Here is a 15,500-nt window from a genome sequence, read left to right as displayed (position 1 = left end):
CCAGGTAAGGACGAACACACGGGCCCGTCAGTTCGCGGATCGAACCTCCACTTCCCCGTTGTCGCTGCGGGCCTTCACCACATGAGAGCTGCTGTCGCTCCGCGGCACCCCGATGCTGACCTGGCCGTGGCTCGCGCTCGCGTGCACGGCGTATTCCTCTCCGCCCCGCGGCAGCTCGATGACGACGCGCCCGTTGTCGCTCACGCTGTCCACCAGATCGGGCACGCCGCTGAACCCCAGCCGGATCTCCCCGTTGTCCGCACGGGCGACCACGGACTTGGTGCCTATCCGCTCGGCGAGCACGGACCCGTTGTCGCTCCTGAGGTCGAGCGGCCCGCCGGAATCCCGTACGACGATGTCACCGTTGTCGGCGGAGAGCCGCAACGGGGTGTCGAACCCGACCGCGGTGACCCGACCGTTGTCCGCGGCGGCCGTCACGGTCACGCCGCGGGGCACCTTCACCTCGTGGCGCGCGGCGCAGTTGTTGATCATGGCGTCGCACTCCACCCGGAGCGTCAGGGTGTCGTTCTTCATCGACCAGACGGGATCGGGCCCGCTGCCCAGCACGACCCACCCGTCGACCTGCCGCTCCACCTCGACCTCCTCCACATCGGCCGGTACGAGGGTCACGGTCGAGCCCTCGGCGTCGATGGTCAATGTCCGCCCTTCCAGCGCGAACGCCTTGCGCTCCACGGCCGCGTCATCGACATCGGCACTCGCGCACCCGGTGAGCCCCAGCGCGAGAAGCACGCCCCCGCTCGCCACGGCGAGAACCCGGCCGGAGGCCCTGCGGTGCTTGCGGGTCGGTGCGCAGGTACGGATGTCCACGGTGATCGGTCCCCCAGGAAGCACAGTCGGACGATGCCACCGGTCGTCGCTGCCGGCGTACTGCAACCGTATGCACCGGGACCGCTATGCCGGCATCCGGGCGGCTACCGTCTCCGGGGTGGGGTTATCCCCCCGCCCGCGCCCGTACCTGCGGCTCGGGCCGCCCCGCCTGTCCTCGAACCGGTTTATGAGCCGGAGGCCCGGCCCATGTACGCTGTTGCCTCATCCACGGGTGCGTAGCTCAGGGGTAGAGCGCTGCTCTTACAAAGCAGATGTCGGCGGTTCGAAACCGTCCGCGCCCACCAGTGCGAGGTGTCAGGGCCCCGACCGTCACGGCCGGTGCCTCCGCCGTTCGGTGGGGCGGAGTGATCCGCTCCGGGAGCCGCCCTTCCCGGCGTCCGGCCGCTGTGGTGAACGGAGTGCCCCGGTGAGGCGCACACTGGCGGTATGGCCCTACCCAGAACGCATCACTGCTCGGTCTGCTCGGACGGCATGACGAACGGTGAGGTCCTCCACGAGGACCTCGTGGTCGGAGCGCCGCTGTCCATGGAGGAACTCACCGACGCGCAGCGTCTCGACCGGTTCGCGCTGAAGTACGCCCACGACGGTTGCCAGGTCCGAGAGGTCCGGAAGGTCCCGCACGACACCTTGAGCGGGTACGCCTGGTCCGTCCGCTTCAGCGAGGGCTCGTAGCGGAGTCGCGGTTGCAAGGGGCGGTGGAATGGGCGTCCCCGGTCCGGCGTTGTGCAGGGGGTGACCCCGAACACCCGTGGTGACCCGTCCGTCCGGCCCGAGCGTGAAGCGGTACGGAAATGGCTCGTGGCGGAACACGCCGACACGAGCGAGCGGGTGGCCGCCCTGAGCCGTGACTTCGAGGCCATCGTCGAGGCGAACGCCTTGGTGGCCGTCGATGACGAACACGACCCCGAGGGGTCGAGCACCGCTTTCGAGCGGGCCCACGTCGCCGCCCTGCTGGCGCAGGCGCGTGAGCATCTGGCCCAACTGGACCTGGCCGTGGAGCGGCTGGAGGCCGGTGACTACGGGCGCTGCGAGTCGTGCGGTGAACTCATTCCGGCCGCCCGGCTTGAGGTGCGCCCGGCGGCCACCACGTGTGTCGGCTGTGCCGACGGGTTTACGGGGCGGCGCCGTTGAGTATCGCGGGCCGGCCCACGTCCCGCCCGCATGTGCCGGCCGGTCGGCCGTAGCGGCCGTTGGTAAGTGGCCGTCGAGCTCGACGAGGACGCCCGTCACCGGGGCCTCGGGCGGGCCCTGGCCACGGCCGCGCGCCACCTGGTGCCCGAGGGCGAACCGCTCTGGTCGCAGCAGGCCGCGGGCAACGCGCGCAGCAACACCTCCGACTCCGGTTCGGTCCCAAGGGCGAGTAGGTCCCGGCGCAGCGTGAAGCGCCGCGCGGTACCGGTGGCTCCTCCCGGGATGCGCTCCCTCGGCCTCCGGGGCACCGTGGAGACATGGCCGCACATCCCCCGGTGATCGTCTATCCGCCCTCCGCGACCGGAGGGCGGCGGGTCACCGTGCACGGGCAGATCGTGGGGCTGGCGCACGGGCGGGGTGAGGTGGCCGCGTTGTTGCGGGCGGCCGGGTTCGCGCCGGGACCGGACAAGGCCGTCGAGCTGGACCGGCCAGGACTGATCGAATGGCGCGGCGGCGACCTCGACACCTGGGAGTGAGCCCGCGCGTAGGAGTGAGCTCGCCGCGTGGGCGTGAGCTCGCGAGGAGTCGTCGTACGGACCCGGAGAGCCGTCCGTCGAGCCGCCGCCCGGTGGACGTACCTGCCACACCGTCACGGTCAGCACTCCGTGTGGCGTCACCCGAACGGGTGCGTCCAGGTGGCTGGCCGGACAGGTCGCAGGGAACGTCGGAGCTGATCTGCACGCACCATCAGCGCAGGTCAGCACGGCAGGCGCCCGCGCCTGTCCCGGTAAAGGAGTCCCCATGTCCCAGCCCACCGCCCCGACGCCCGGCCCCGCCCGCCCCGCCGCCTCCGACGCCGGCAACCCGTGGGCCGGCGGCGGAACGCTGTTCGCCGGTTTCCTGCTCCTCGTCGACGGTGTCCTCGGAGTGATCAAGGGCATCGCGGGGATCGTCAGCAACGACGTGTACGCGGCGGTCAACGATTACGTCTTCAAGTTCAACACCACCGCCTGGGGCTGGATCCACCTCGTCCTCGGCGTGCTCCTGATCTTCGTCGGCTGGGGCGTCCTCAAGGGCGCGACCTGGGCCCGCGCCGTGGGCATCGCCCTCGTCTCCCTGAACCTGATCGCCACCTTCATGTGGCTCCCGTACACGCCGATCTGGGCCGTCATCACCATCGCCATCGACGTCTTCATCATCTGGGCCCTGTGCACCGACCGCTCCGAGCCGGCGCTCTGACGTGGCCGACAGCACCGGGACGGACCTCGTGGACCTCGCCGCCGAGGCGTACGTCTACGGGTATCCGCTGGTCTACGACCTCGCCATGGTCGGGACCTCGCTACGCGAAGGGTTCGGTACGTCGGCTGCGGCACCCTTCAACCGGTTCGCCCACTCCGGGCACCTCGCCGACCACCGGACGGAGTTCGTCTCCGTCAACAACGACACCGTCTACTCGATCGCCCAGCTCGACCTGTCCGGTGGGCCGCTGCGCCTCCACGTCCCCGATTCCGGCGGCGCGTACTACGTCCTCCAGTTCGTCGACGCCTGGACGAACAACTTCGCGTACCTCGGCCGCCGCGCCACCGGCACCGGCGAGGGCGAGTGGCTGATCGTGCCGCCCGGCTGGTCGGGGAGCGTGCCCGACGGCGTACGCGGGGTCGTCGACGCGCCCACCTCCGTGGTGACCTTCGCCGGGCGCTACGCCTGCGACGGCTCCGATGATCTGCCGCGCGTCCGTGCGCTCCAGGAGCTGCTCACCCTCACCCCGCTGGACGGCAGGCCCCACCGCACCGGGCTGCCCGCGCCCGAGCCCGGTGTACCTGAGGAGCTGCGCTTCTTCGAGGAGTTGCGGGTGTGGATGGCCGACTTCCCGCCGTCCTCGGCCGACCAGGCGTACCAGGACCGGTTCCAGCCGTTGGGGCTGTTGGAGGAGGGGCCCTCGCCGTACGCCGACGCCGCCCCGGCTCTGGTCGACGCGCTGGCGAAGGGGTCGGAGCGAGGGCGGGCCCGGGTCGAGGGGGTCAGTCGCGCCGGGACGGGCGGCGGGGGCGGCAGGTCGGGGAGCTGGAACACGAACCCGCACCTCTTCGACTACAACCTGGACCATTTCGGCGTGGGCACGGTCGACTCGCCGGAATGGCGGATCGCCGACCGGGAGGCTTCCTACCTCTCCCGTGCGGTGGCGGCCCGGATCGGGCTCTGGGGGAACCACGGGTACGAGGCGGTGTACGCCCAGACCTTCCAGGACAGCGAGGGCCGGCAGCTGAACGGGGCGCACTCCTACGTCCTGCGCTTCCCGGAGCCGCCGCCCGTGGAGTCGTTCTGGTCGGTGACCATGTACAGCACCCCGGACTACTACCTGGTCGAGAACCCGGCCGGTCGGTACTCGGTCGGGGACCGTACCCCCGGCCTCGTGCCCGCGGACGACGGCTCGCTGACCCTGTACCTGTCCCATCACCGGCCCGCCGACCCGGTGCGGGCGGCGAACTGGCTTCCCGCGCCCGCCGGGGACTTCCGGCCGATGCTGCGGCTGTACACGCCGGGGGCCGCGGTGCTCGACGGGAGTTACGAGATCCCCGCCATCGAGCGGGAGTGCGGTGAGCGCCGGCCGTGAAGGCCGTGCCGGGCCGTTGTCAGTGGTGCGGTCCACACTGGAGTCATGTGCCGCAGCATCAAGACCCTTCGACCGCCCGCCCTCCCCGAAGAGGCCTCCGAGGAGGACATGCGGGCCGCAGCCCTTCAGTACGTACGCAAGGTGTCCGGCTTCCGGGCGCCCGCCGCGCACAACCGGGAGGTGTTCGACCGTGCCGTCGACGAGATCACCGAGGCCACGATGAAGCTGCTGGACGGCCTGGAGATACGCGGCAGTGCCACCCGGAGCGCCGTCGAGGCCTGAGGCCCGCAGCGAAGGACGTGGACGTGGACGGGGATGTGGACGGGAACGGGGACGTGGATGTTCAGGGGGAGACCGGCGCCGGTGACGTGACCGGGGCGGGGCCGTTCGCCTGGCCGGGCACGGTGCCGTAGAAGGGCTCCGGGACAGCCGGGGAGGCGCTGGCAGGGAAGGCGGATGCGTCTGCCGGTACGGGGGAGTCCTGGCGCGCCTGCGCCAATGCGCCCCGCGTTTCCGCCGACGTGTCCCGCGCCTCTGCCGACGCTCCCCGTTCGGCGGCAGGGCGCTTCACGACGAACGCGGCCAATGCGCCCGCGATGAATAGGGCCAGCACCGAGACGGCCGTCCCGAACCAGGTCGAGCCGAGCCACCGGCCGCCGAAGTAGCCGAGCCCCACGCTGTAGCCGGCCCAGGTCAGGCCCGCCAGGGCCGACCACGGCAGGAAGTCCCGCACCCTGCGGTGGGCGGCGCCCGCCCCGAGGGAGACCATCGAGCGGCCTGCGGGTGCGAACCGGGCGATGACGACGAGCGCCCCGCCGCCCCGGCTCAGCGCCGCGCCGAGACGTTCCTGCGCCGTGGTGAGACGCCGTGAGCGGGCGATCGCCCGGTCCAAGCGGTCGCCACCGCGCCAGGCGAGGCGGTACGCGACGAGGTCGCCCAGCACCGAGGCGGTGGCCGCGCAGAGGATGAGGACGACGAGGGAGGGCACCTGACCGGTCGCCTCACCGGCACCGCTGACCCCGGTGGAGCCCGCGGCGGCCGCGGTGGCGGCGGTGATCACGAGGACACCGCTGGGCAGCAGGGGGAGAAAGACGTCCAGGAGCACCGAGACGGCGACCACCACGTAGATCCATGGGCTGCTGGTCAGTGCGACCACGCTCTCGAGCACCCGTCTACTCCCCGATCATGTCAACGCCGCGACGTCGCAGGGGAGCGGCATGGGCGGCAGGTTCAGCTGCACAGCGTACGCGTGAGGGTTGCGCACATATCGCTCAGGGTCGGGTGATGTTGGGCCGCTCACGTACACCTCATGAACGGTACGCGCGTTAGGGAGGCGACAGCGACCCCCACGAGCGAGGAGCAGCAGCACATGACGGCACAGATGGATCGGACAGCGGCAGCGGCAGGGGCGTCAGGGGCGTCAGGGGCGTCAGGAGCGGAGCAGACGTCGAGGGTGCCGGGGACGGTACGGAGGCGGGTGCTGGTCGCGGCGGTTGCCCTGGTGGTGCTCGCCGGCGGCGTCTCCATCGCCCACGGCGCGGCGGACGGCACGCCCGCTCCGGACGACGGAGGACACACGGCGCACAGCACCGGAGAGGCGAGCGGCACCGGAGAGGCGAGCGGCACCGGAGAGGCGAGCAGCACCGGGAAGCCGGACGGCACCGGGAAGGCGAGCGGCACCGGGGAAGCGGGGCTGGTCGGTGGTGCCTCGCGGAGCGGCGGGTTCTGGATGCGGGTGGACGGGGTCTTCTCCCCGCCCGGCTCCTACGTCCCGTCCGATGCCCTGACCTACAACACCGGACTCGTGCCGGCCGCCGCGCGGATCGAGGTCACGCAGTACGCCGACCGGACCACCACCCGCGTCGGCACCCGGCTGCGGGGCCTCGTCCCGAACCGCGCGTACGGGATGCACGTGCACACCTCGCCCTGCGCCGCCGACCCAGCGTCGGCGGGGCCGCACTACCAGCACCGCACCTCAGCCACCGCGGACCCGGTCAACGAGGTGTGGCTGGACTTCCGCACCGACCGGAAGGGTGAGGGCGAGGCGGAGGCCCGGCACGACTGGGGCTTCCGGGACGGCGGCGCCCGGTCGGTGATCATTCACGACGCGCAGGGCGGCGCGGGGAAGCGCGTGGCCTGCTTCACGGTGCCGTTCTCGTCCTGAGGGGACCCGACTCCTCCCCCGGACAGCGGGGGGAGGAGTCGGGACGGTGCCCCGCCCCTGCGCGAACACCGCGCGGGGAGCGGGGCACCGTCCCGTCCGGAGTTCCGGAGTTCCGGAGTTCCGGAGTTCCGGAGTACGGGAAACCCGGAGCACCGGCGTACCGGGAAACCCGGAGCACCGGCGTACCGGTGGGTCAGACCGAGACGGCCGTGGCCTGCTCGCGCCGGGGGCCGTCGGCGGGCTCGCGCGTGGTGCGCGCCCCGAAGAGCCGGTCCAGGGCCCCGGCGCCGGGGCCGGTGAAGACCAGCAGCAGGAACGCCCAGCAGAACAGGGCCGACGCCTCGCCCCCGTTGCCCACCGGGGTGAGCGCCTCGGGCTGGTGGACCACGAAGTACGCGTAGGCCATCGAGCCGGAGGCGAGGAAGGCGGCGGCCCGGGTGCCGAGGCCGAGGGCGACCAGGGTGCCGCAGACCAGCTGGATCAGGGCGGCGTACCAGCCCGGCCAGGCTCCGGCCTCCGCCTCACGGCCGCCGAACAGGCCGAAGAGGGAGGAGGCGCCGTGGATGGCGAAGATCAGGCCGATGGCGAAGCGGTAGAGGCCGAGCGCATAGGGCTGGGCCCCGTTCAAGCGGAGGGACATGGGGGTGGGCTCCTTCGGTCTGGGTGGGGACGTGAACCGACTGAGCGCCTCAGGTTAGGGAAACCTCACTAGTACTTGCAAGTTCAACATTCCGGCGTGTGGCTGAAAATCGGTTACTGCTCCTCGGTAAGTGAACGCTCAAGGACGCTCACCAGCTGGTTCCCTTCAGGGGTCGACTTGGCCTGGACCAATGTCAGCGCGGAGTTCCGGCCACGCAGGGTCAGTGTCATCAGCTGGTTGCCGAACCAGGGGCCGCCCGCCCGGTTCCAGGTCACCGGGGAGGGTTCCGTACGGCCGTGCCGGGTCAGCAGCCGCCCGAGGCGCCGGCCCACCCCACTCCAGCCGAAGCGAAACCCCAGGCGGATCGACCGGGGGACGGAGTTGTGCACGGGCGAGCACGTCAGCTGGAGGACGCGGGCCTCCGGAGCGCCGCCGGGGGTGCCGGCGGGCCAGTGCGGCTCGGCGATGTAGGCGTGGTGCACGTCCCCGGACAGCACGCATACCGTCGCCGGAGCGTCCGGCCCGCTTCCCACCCGGCGGAGCAGTTCGGTGAACCGGCCGAAGGAATCGGGGAACGCGGCCCAGTGCTCCAGGTCGGCCGCCCGGCGCAGTTTCTCCCCGAGGCGGGCCCATCGACCGCCGCGGGAGCCCGCGCACAGGGCCGCGTTCCAGGTCTCGGCGTCGTGGACGAGCGGGGGCAGCAGCCACGGCAGCGAGCTGCCGATCAGAAGGTGGTCGTACGCGCCGGGGTCCTCCAGCGCCCTCTCCAGCAGCCAGCGGGCCTCGCCGTCGTCCAGCATCGCCCGCCGGTCCTCGTCCAGGACGCGGGCCGCGCGGGTGTCCACCATCAGCACGTGTACTCGTCCGAAAACGCGCTGGTAGCTCCAGCGGGTCAGGGCCGGATCCGCGTCGGTCTCCGCGGCGAAGCGGCGCAGCGTCTCGGTGCCGTCGCGGGAGGTCGTGACGGCGGCGTAGAGGGGGTCGGCGGCCAGTTCGGCGGGGGAGAGGTTGCCCAGGTGCTGGTAGACCCAGTACGACATCAGCCCGCTGACGATCCGCTCGTGCCACCAGGGCGTGCCGCGGATGTCCTTCTGCCAGGCGGCGCTGGTGTTCCAGTCGTCGATGACGTCGTGATCGTCGAAGATCATGCAGCTCGGCACGGTGGAGAGCAGCCAGCGCACCTCGGGGTCGCGCCACGATTCGTCGTACAGGCAGGTGTACTCCTCGTAGTCCGCGACCTCCGCGCCCGGCGGCTCGCGCAGATCGCGGCGGGCCGCCAGCCGGCGCCGCGTCGCCTCGGACGTCTCGTCCGCGTACACCTGGTCGCCGAGCAGGAGGAGGACGTCGGGGCGTTCGGCGGCCGGGTCGCCCGCGAGGTGGGCGGCCAGGGTGACCAGCGCGTCCGGGCCCACGGGGTCCTGCCCGTCGCCGGGGGACGCGGCCCAGCGGCACGAGCCGAACGAGATCCGGACGTCGTGCCCGTCCGTCACGGCCGACGCTCCGTCCGCCACCGGGGGCGTGGTGATGGTGCTGGGCGGAAGGCGGGAGCCCTCGGGCGGCCAGACGCGCAGGTCCCCGAGCAGCACCTCGTACGCGGTCGTGGTGCCGGGCGTCAGCCCCTCCACGACCACCAGGGCGTAGTGGTGCCCGGCCACCACGAAGGTCGGGGACGAACCCGAGGCGCCGTCCGCGCACCGCACCTCCACGGTGCACGGGCGGCTCGCCTCGACCCAGACGGTCGCGGTGGACCCGGACTCCCAGTCGACATACCGCAGCAGTGGTCCCAGACTCAGTTCGGCCATGTGTTGCCTCCTCGCACGGACGTCGCGGACCGGCTCCGTAACGTACAGAACGATCGAGGAGGGTGCACGCGTTCCGGGGGTCGGTGGCCGATCGGGCCTGTCAGCAGCCGTTCAGGGCCGTCTGCAGGGCGCTCTTCTCGGCCGCGTCCACGCTCAGGTCGTACTGGTGCTTCACGTGGACCCAGGCGCGGACGTAGGTGCACGTGTACGCCGTGCGCGACGGCATCCACTCGGCCGGGTCCTTGTCGCCCTTCGCCTGGTTCACGTTGTCGGTGACCGCGATGAGCTGGGGGCGGGCCAGGTCGTTGGCGAAGGACTGGCGCTGGGCGGTGGTCCAGCTGCTCGCGCCGGAGCGCCAGGCCTCGGCGAGCGGGACCATGTGGTCGATGTCGACGTCGGAGGCGGCGCTCCAGGTGGCGCCGTCGTACGGCGAGTACCAACTGCCGCTGACCGCGGCGCAGGAGGCGTCCTGCTGGACGTTCGTCCCGTCGCGCTTGAGGACCACCTCGCGGGTGTTGCAGGCGCCGGACTGGGTGGTCCAGTGCGGGAACTTGTCGCGGCTGTACCCGCTGGACGAGCCCTCGGCGCCGACGGCGAGCTGGCCGAGGTAGGCCCGGGCGGTCGCCGCGCTGACCGGGGTGGGGAGGGCGGCCTGCGCGGTGGGGGCGGTGAGCAGTACGGAGGTGGCGGCGAGGGTGGCGGTAGCAGCGGCGACGGCGGTGCGACGCGCGTAGACACCGAACATGCGAACTCCCTTGGAGTGGGGGGGCGTGGGCGGGGCATGGCGAACCCGGCCAGCGTGGCGGCGCCAGGTTTCCGTGGGGTGGGAACCAGGTAACAGGGTGACGACATGTGCACGTCACATCAAGGGGTGTGACGGGATGTGAGGGAGTGAATCAACCGCCGGGCGTGCGAAGGGAGTCGGCCCGAGGGCCGGGTGGGGCGCGGAGGGGAACCGTCGGCGTGCGGAGGTGGATGGGCCGGGGGGGAGCCGTCGGCGTGCGGAGGTGGATGGGCCGGGGGGAGCGTCGGCGTGGGGAGGTGGATGGGTCGGGGGGTCGTCGGCGTGCGGAGGTGGACGGGCCGGGGGGCTGTCGGTGTCCGGAGGGGGTGTCGGCCGGTTCTATCGTTGCCGCGTGCTGCTACCCGTGACCCCAACCCTGGGGGTCGTCCTCGCCGTCCTGCTGGTCTTCGCGGCCGCCGTCGCCGCCCGCGCCCGGCTGGGCCGCTCGCGCGAGATCCTGGTCGCGGGGGTGCGGGCCGCGGTCCAACTCGCCGCCGTCTCCCTGCTCATCGGCTGGGTGGCCCGCTACCTGGCCCCGCTGCTCGCCTTCGTGGCGCTGATGTTCGCCGTGGCCTCCTGGACCGCGGGGCGCCGCATCACCCGCAACCGCACCTGGTGGTGGGCGGCCGTGCCGATCGCCGCGGGGGCGCTCCCGGTGGTCGGGCTGCTGCTGCTCACGGGGCTCGTGCCGGTCCGGGGCCTGGCTCTCATCCCGGTGGCGGGCATCCTCATCGGAGGGGCGCTCACCGCGACCGTACTCGGCGGGCGGCGCGCGCTGGACGAACTCGCCACCCGGCACGGGGAGGTGGAGGCGGGGGTGGCCCTCGGGATGCTCGACCGGGATGCCCGGCTGGAGATCGTGCGGCCCGCCGCCTCGGACGCCCTGCTGCCGGTACTCGACCAGACGCGGACGGTGGGGCTCGTGACGTTGCCGGGGGCGTTCGTGGGCATGCTGCTGGGCGGCGCCTCACCGGTCGAGGCGGGTGCCGTGCAGCTCTTCGTCCTGGTCGCGTTGCTGGCGGTGCAGGTGGTGGCCGTCACGGCGGTGCTGGAGCTGGTCGCGCGGGGGCGGCTGCACCGGGGGTGATCCCGCCCTGAGGCGGGCGGGGTTTCAGGCCGCGCCGATGTGCAGGCGGATCGAGCCGTCCTCGACCGCCTCCACCCATATCCGCGTCAGGTCCTCGACGTGGACGTCCGGCGACAGGGCCGCGGCGCGCGGGCCGACGCCCACGACGCGCATCCCGGCCGCCCGCCCCGCAGCGATGCCCGCCTCGGAGTCCTCGAACACGATGCAGTCCGCCGCGTCGAAGCCCAGCTCCGCCGCTCCCTTGAGGAAGCCCTCCGGGTCCGGCTTGCTGGCGCCGACCTGCTCGGCGGTGACGCGGACGGCGGGCATCGGCAGTGCGGCCGCGGTCATCCGGGCCGCCGCGAGAGCGCTGTCGGCCGAGGTCACCAGTGCGTGCGGGAGGCCGGCGATCGCCGCCATGAACGCGGGAGCGCCGCCGATCGGCACCACGCCGTCGACATCGGCGGTCTCCTCGGCGAGCATCACGCGGTTGTCCGCGTAGTTCTCCTCGACGGGGCGGTCCGGGAGGAGGACGGCCATCGTGGCGTACCCCTGGCGGCCGTGGACCACCTTGAGGGCGGCCTCGGGGTCCAGTCCGTGCTCGAGGGCCCACCGGCGCCAGCAGCGCTCGACGACCGCGTCGGAGTTCACGAGGGTGCCGTCCATGTCCAGCAGGAGGGCGCGTGCGGTGAGGACGGTGGCCGACATCGGCTGGCTCCAGGGTGCGGGGGATGGTGATGCGGTACAAGAGCAGCCCCGCCCGCCGGTCAGGGAGGACGGGCGGAGCTACTTTGTTCCACGAATATACAAAGACCTGGGCCGGAAAGCCAATCCCGTAGGTCCGTCCTGCCCGGAGGTCCGGCGCGGCCGTTCAGCCGCGCCCCCTCCCGGTCGTCTCCGCCTCCAGCGCGCTTCGGGTGTTCGGCCCGTACACGCCGGCCGGGTCGCCCTGGATCGCCTTGTACGACTGGTAGATCCGCACGGCGTTCTCCACCCGGTCGTCGAAGTTCCCGTCCGCGTCGCCGTGGTAGAGCCACACCTCCCCGAGCCGGTTCTGCAACTCCGCCACCTGCGGCCCCTGGTCACCGCGCCGCAGCGAGGAGGGTGCCAGCTCCGCGGGCGGTGCGGGGGGAGGGGGAGCCGGGCTGCCGCTCGCCGACGCGGACGGGGTGCCGGGGGCCGGTGCCGCCGGGGCGGAGGTGGCCGGGCCCGGCTCGGCACTCTCCGAAGGTGAGGCGGACGTGGACGCGGATGGGGAGGCGGAGGCCGAGGGGGTGGGCGAGGCCGACGCCGTACGGGACGGAGGGGCCGAGGCGGAGGGGGACGGGGCGACGGAGGCCGCCGGTTCGTCCTCCGCGTCCGGGACACTCGTGGTCGCCTCCGGCAGCGCCTCGTCCTGGCTCCCGTCCCCGCCGAGGAGCCCCCCGGCGAAGGCGGCCGTGCCGATCACCGCCGCCACGGCCACCCCCACGGCCAGGGCCGCGAAGGGGCGCCTGCGGCGCGGCTGCACGAGGTCCGAGGCGCCGGGGCCCAGTCCGAAGGCCGGTCCCGCGCCGAAGCCGGGACCCGCGCCCATGGTCGCGGTACGCCGTCTGCTCTCGTCCGCCGCCGGGTGCGCGCCGGAGCCCGGGCCCGATCCCGTACGGGAGACCGGGCCCGATCCCGTACGGGAGTCCGCGCCGCCCGTACCCGCGCCCGTACGGGGGTCCGCGCCCGTAGGGGAGTCCGCGCCCGTACGGGAGCCCGGGCTCGATCCCGTACTGAGGTCCGCGCCCGACCCCGTGACCGCTCCGGCTCCCGATGTGCCGCCCACGGGCAGCGGCACCGCGCCGGCCCGCCGTCCCCGCTGCCCCGCGCCGGCCCGCCGTCCCCGCTGCCCCGCGCCGGCCCGCCGTCCCCCGAGCCGTCCCCCAACGTCACGTACGGCCTGATCCGCAGTGGGTCGAAGTCCTCCGCCGCCGCCATCTCCGCCGAACGGGCCGCCCGCAGCTCATCCCCCGTGAGCCGCGTCGCGCCCGTATCCGTACCGCACCGGCAGGGCACCCGGTGCTCCGTACCGGCCGCGCCTGCCATCCGTCTGCCGCACTCCGGGCATGCGTCCGCGGTCATCGTGGGTCCCCTCCCCTTGAACTGCCCGCGATTATGCAGCCCGCTCCGGTGAAGCCCGATGGCCCGCCGGTGCCCCGTCGGCCGGTAACGGGGCTCGGCAGGCCATAACAGGGCACAACGGCCAGGATGGGGGTGTACTGGATCAGCGGATCGAGGAGATGCCCATGGCCCAGCAGCTGAGCCCGCAGCCCACGGCCCCCGGCGAGGGACAGTCCCACCGGACCGTCCTGGTGGCGATCGGCGCGCTGCTCCTCGGCATGCTGCTCGCGGCACTCGATCAGACCATCGTCTCCACGGCGCTGCCGACGATCGTCAGCGAGCTCGGCGGCATGGACCACCTGTCCTGGGTGGTCACCGCGTACATGCTGGCGGCGACGGCGGCGACACCCCTGTGGGGCAAGCTCGGCGACCAGTACGGCCGCAAGAAGCTCTTCCAGACCGCGATCGTCATCTTCCTGATCGGCTCCGCCCTCTGCGGAGTCGCCCAGAACATGCCCCAGCTCATCGGCTTCCGCGCCCTCCAGGGACTCGGTGGCGGCGGGCTCATGGTGCTGTCCATGGCAATCGTCGGAGACCTCGTCACACCGCGTGAACGCGGCAAGTACCAGGGCCTGTTCGGTGCGGTCTTCGGTGTGACGAGCGTTCTCGGGCCGCTGTTGGGCGGGTTCTTCACCGAACACCTCAGCTGGCGCTGGGTGTTCTACATCAACCTGCCGATCGGCGTCGTCGCGCTGCTCGTCATCGCGGCCGTGCTGCACATCCCGGTCCACCGGGAGAAGCACACCATCGACTACCTCGGCACCTTCCTCATCGCCTCCGTCGCCACCTGCCTGGTCCTCGTCGCCTCCCTCGGCGGCACGACCTGGGCCTGGGGATCGGTGCGGATCATCGCGCTCGCGGTGCTCGCCGTCGTCCTCCTGGTCGCGTTCGTCGCCGCCGAGCGCCGGGCGGTGGAACCGGTGCTGCCGCTGAAACTCTTCCGGATCAGGACCTTCAGCCTCGTCGCCGTGATCAGCTTCATCGTCGGGTTCGCGATGTTCGGCGCGATGACCTACCTGCCCACCTTCCTCCAGGTGGTCCACGACATCACGCCGACCATGTCCGGTGTGCACATGCTGCCGATGGTCCTCGGCATGCTGCTCACCTCGACCGGCTCCGGCCAGATCGTCAGCCGCACCGGCCGCTGGAAGGTCTTCCCCCTCGCGGGCACCGCCCTCACCGCCGCCGGGCTCCTGCTCCTCCACCGGCTCGACGAGTCCAGCTCGACCTGGGCGATGAGCGCGTCCTTCTTCGTCTTCGGCGCCGGGCTCGGTCTCGTCATGCAGGTCCTCGTGCTCGTCGTGCAGAACGCGGTCTCCTACCAGGACCTGGGCGTCGCCACCTCCGGCGCCACGTTCTTCCGCTCGATCGGCGCCTCGTTCGGCGTGGCCATCTTCGGCACCGTCTTCACCGACCGGCTCACCGGCCAGCTCGACAGCGCGCTCGCGGGCCGGTCCCTGCCGCCGGGCGTCGACGCCGACCGGCTGGCCGCCGACCCGCGGGCCATCCAGATGCTCCCCGCCGACCTGCGCCCCTCGATCCTCGACGCTTACTCCACCTCCATCACGGACGTCTTCCTGTACGCGGCCCCGGTCGTCCTCATCGCCTTCGTACTGGCCTGGTTCCTCCGGGAGGACAAGCTCCGCGGTTCGGTGACCGCCCCCGACACCAGCCAGACGCTCGCGTCGAACCCGGTGGAGCGCTCCTCGTACGACGAGTGCGCCCGCGCCCTGTCGGTGCTCGCCACCCGCGAGGGGCGCCGCGAGATCTACGAGAAGATCACCGCGCGCGCCGGGTACGACCTGCTGCCCGCCGCCAGCTGGCTGCTGCTGCGGATCAAGCGGCACGGCACCGTCGAGCCCGCCCGGCTCGCCGAGGTGACCCCCGTACCGCTACGCGTGATCACCGAGGCGGCCCGCCAGGTGGAGGGGCGCGGACTGGCCCGCCGCGAGGGACTCCAGATGATCCTCACCGACGCGGGGGCCGAAGCCGTGGTGCGGCTCTCCCAGGCTCGGGAGGACTCCCTCGCGGAACTGCTGGGCGACTGGTGGGGGCCCGAGCGCCCCACCGACCTGGTCAAGCTCGTCGCCGAGCTGACCCACGAGGTCAGCGGGTCGAGCAGGGAACGCCCGCACATGCCGGCACCGCCCCGCGACCACGCGGCGGACCGGCACCACGACATCGACCACCCGGACCGGGACCACCCGGACCGGGACCACCCGGACCGGGACCGCCGGGACCGGGACCGCCGGGCCTGAGGGCCCCGCCGGTCTGACGGAGTCCTCCTCCCAGCTCCCCGGCC

16 protein-coding genes, 1 tRNA gene and 1 pseudogene are annotated in these 15,500 nt (G+C 72.7%); 11 read left to right on the top strand and 7 right to left on the bottom strand.

The window, feature by feature from the left end:
• Positions 1 to 27: 27 nt before the first annotated feature.
• Positions 28 to 828, bottom strand: a complete 801-nt coding sequence (locus ACIQAK_RS02655) for a hypothetical protein (protein WP_366388124.1) — start codon at positions 826 to 828, stop codon at positions 28 to 30.
• Positions 829 to 1,058: 230 nt separating this feature from the next.
• On the opposite strand from ACIQAK_RS02655, the gene ACIQAK_RS02650 reads away from it, so the two are divergent.
• The 8 genes and pseudogenes from ACIQAK_RS02650 to ACIQAK_RS02615 all read left to right on the top strand — a co-directional run bounded on the left by ACIQAK_RS02650 (position 1,059) and on the right by ACIQAK_RS02615 (position 4,876).
• A tRNA-Val gene (locus tag ACIQAK_RS02650) sits at positions 1,059 to 1,133 on the top strand.
• 142 nt (positions 1,134 to 1,275) lie between these two features.
• Positions 1,276 to 1,521 carry a hypothetical protein gene (locus ACIQAK_RS02645; protein WP_366388125.1) on the top strand — a complete coding sequence of 82 codons (246 nt, stop codon included), beginning with the start codon at positions 1,276 to 1,278 and terminating at the stop codon, positions 1,519 to 1,521.
• Between the two features lie 60 nt (positions 1,522 to 1,581).
• Positions 1,582 to 1,980, top strand: coding sequence for a TraR/DksA family transcriptional regulator (locus ACIQAK_RS02640; RefSeq protein ID WP_401362458.1), 399 nt, complete (start codon positions 1,582 to 1,584; stop codon positions 1,978 to 1,980).
• A gap of 45 nt (positions 1,981 to 2,025) precedes the next feature.
• Positions 2,026 to 2,175, top strand: a pseudogene (locus ACIQAK_RS02635) (GNAT family N-acetyltransferase); the annotation flags it as partial.
• A gap of 122 nt (positions 2,176 to 2,297) precedes the next feature.
• Positions 2,298 to 2,516: a hypothetical protein gene (locus ACIQAK_RS02630; protein ID WP_366388127.1), complete on the top strand. Its 219-nt coding sequence runs from the start codon at positions 2,298 to 2,300 to the stop codon at positions 2,514 to 2,516.
• A gap of 265 nt (positions 2,517 to 2,781) precedes the next feature.
• Positions 2,782 to 3,219 (top strand): hypothetical protein, encoded by a 438-nt coding sequence (locus ACIQAK_RS02625; protein WP_366388128.1) that lies wholly within the window; start codon positions 2,782 to 2,784, stop codon positions 3,217 to 3,219.
• 1 nt (position 3,220) lies between these two features.
• Positions 3,221 to 4,594, top strand: a complete 1,374-nt coding sequence (locus ACIQAK_RS02620) for a DUF1254 domain-containing protein (protein ID WP_366388129.1) — start codon at positions 3,221 to 3,223, stop codon at positions 4,592 to 4,594.
• A 45-nt stretch (positions 4,595 to 4,639) separates the two neighbouring features.
• Positions 4,640 to 4,876 (top strand): DUF2277 domain-containing protein, encoded by a 237-nt coding sequence (locus ACIQAK_RS02615; protein ID WP_366388130.1) that lies wholly within the window; start codon positions 4,640 to 4,642, stop codon positions 4,874 to 4,876.
• 61 nt (positions 4,877 to 4,937) lie between these two features.
• On the opposite strand, the gene ACIQAK_RS02610 is transcribed toward ACIQAK_RS02615, so the two are convergent.
• Positions 4,938 to 5,762, bottom strand: coding sequence for a VTT domain-containing protein (locus ACIQAK_RS02610; protein ID WP_366388131.1), 825 nt, complete (start codon positions 5,760 to 5,762; stop codon positions 4,938 to 4,940).
• A gap of 309 nt (positions 5,763 to 6,071) precedes the next feature.
• On the opposite strand from ACIQAK_RS02610, the gene ACIQAK_RS02605 reads away from it, so the two are divergent.
• Positions 6,072 to 6,758 (top strand): superoxide dismutase family protein, encoded by a 687-nt coding sequence (locus tag ACIQAK_RS02605; RefSeq protein WP_366388132.1) that lies wholly within the window; start codon positions 6,072 to 6,074, stop codon positions 6,756 to 6,758.
• Between the two features lie 193 nt (positions 6,759 to 6,951).
• On the opposite strand, the gene ACIQAK_RS02600 is transcribed toward ACIQAK_RS02605, so the two are convergent.
• From ACIQAK_RS02600 to ACIQAK_RS02590, 3 genes are all read right to left on the bottom strand, one after another.
• Positions 6,952 to 7,398: a DoxX family protein gene (locus tag ACIQAK_RS02600; RefSeq protein WP_366388133.1), complete on the bottom strand. Its 447-nt coding sequence runs from the start codon at positions 7,396 to 7,398 to the stop codon at positions 6,952 to 6,954.
• 113 nt (positions 7,399 to 7,511) lie between these two features.
• Positions 7,512 to 9,200: an alkaline phosphatase D family protein gene (locus ACIQAK_RS02595; protein ID WP_366388134.1), complete on the bottom strand. Its 1,689-nt coding sequence runs from the start codon at positions 9,198 to 9,200 to the stop codon at positions 7,512 to 7,514.
• A 100-nt stretch (positions 9,201 to 9,300) separates the two neighbouring features.
• The gene (locus tag ACIQAK_RS02590; protein ID WP_366388135.1) at positions 9,301 to 9,945 is read right to left on the bottom strand and encodes an HNH endonuclease family protein; all 645 of its coding nucleotides are present in this window, start codon (positions 9,943 to 9,945) and stop codon (positions 9,301 to 9,303) included.
• A gap of 391 nt (positions 9,946 to 10,336) precedes the next feature.
• Between ACIQAK_RS02590 and ACIQAK_RS02585 the strand changes: the two genes are divergently transcribed.
• Positions 10,337 to 11,071 (top strand): ABC transporter permease, encoded by a 735-nt coding sequence (locus tag ACIQAK_RS02585; protein ID WP_366388136.1) that lies wholly within the window; start codon positions 10,337 to 10,339, stop codon positions 11,069 to 11,071.
• Positions 11,072 to 11,095: 24 nt separating this feature from the next.
• Here ACIQAK_RS02585 and ACIQAK_RS02580 read toward each other — a convergent pair whose 3' ends face one another.
• A complete protein-coding gene (locus ACIQAK_RS02580; RefSeq protein WP_366388137.1) occupies positions 11,096 to 11,758 on the bottom strand; it encodes an HAD-IA family hydrolase in 663 nt (220 codons plus the stop codon).
• A 163-nt stretch (positions 11,759 to 11,921) separates the two neighbouring features.
• Positions 11,922 to 12,863 (bottom strand): peptidoglycan-binding domain-containing protein, encoded by a 942-nt coding sequence (locus ACIQAK_RS02575; RefSeq protein ID WP_366388138.1) that lies wholly within the window; start codon positions 12,861 to 12,863, stop codon positions 11,922 to 11,924.
• 460 nt (positions 12,864 to 13,323) lie between these two features.
• On the opposite strand from ACIQAK_RS02575, the gene ACIQAK_RS02570 reads away from it, so the two are divergent.
• Positions 13,324 to 15,456, top strand: a complete 2,133-nt coding sequence (locus ACIQAK_RS02570; RefSeq protein ID WP_366388139.1) for an MDR family MFS transporter — start codon at positions 13,324 to 13,326, stop codon at positions 15,454 to 15,456.
• The last annotated feature ends 44 nt before the right edge of the window (positions 15,457 to 15,500 follow it).

Source organism: Streptomyces sp. NPDC088706 (assembly GCF_044752765.1).
Classification (GTDB): domain Bacteria; phylum Actinomycetota; class Actinomycetes; order Streptomycetales; family Streptomycetaceae; genus Streptomyces.
The sequence above is the reverse complement of the archived record's forward strand: the minus strand, read 5'-3'. Positions and strand labels throughout refer to the sequence as shown.